Below are 301 nucleotides of genomic sequence, written 5' to 3' on the forward strand. Positions count from 1 at the left end.
TACTGGCTACTAACTACTAAAATATCATGCAAATTCAAATTAACTCATTAGACCAGATTCAGGAAGCAGCCAAACAGTTTATTGCTGCATTAGAGAAGTTAAGAAAAGAAGGATTGAAAGAGTATTATTACCGCATACTGAATGGTAATGCCCAACGGCTGGATATGCGTTCGGATAAAACAACCTCATGGCAAACTTCTCCTTTTATATTCGGCATGGATGCCCGTGATCAACTAAAGAAAGGTGTTGATGAATTGGCTAATGCAGTAAAAGTAACTCTTGGTCCTAAAGGACGTAACGT

General features: G+C 38.2%; 1 protein-coding gene. It reads left to right on the top strand.

Annotated elements, in window-relative coordinates; genetic code table 11:
• Nucleotides 1–26: 26 nt before the first annotated feature.
• Nucleotides 27–301 (top strand): hypothetical protein (locus D0T85_RS22390; protein WP_163215695.1); only part of this gene is annotated, 275 nt, incomplete at its 3' end.

This window comes from Bacteroides sp. 519, assembly GCF_010500955.1.
Classification (GTDB): domain Bacteria; phylum Bacteroidota; class Bacteroidia; order Bacteroidales; family Bacteroidaceae; genus Bacteroides.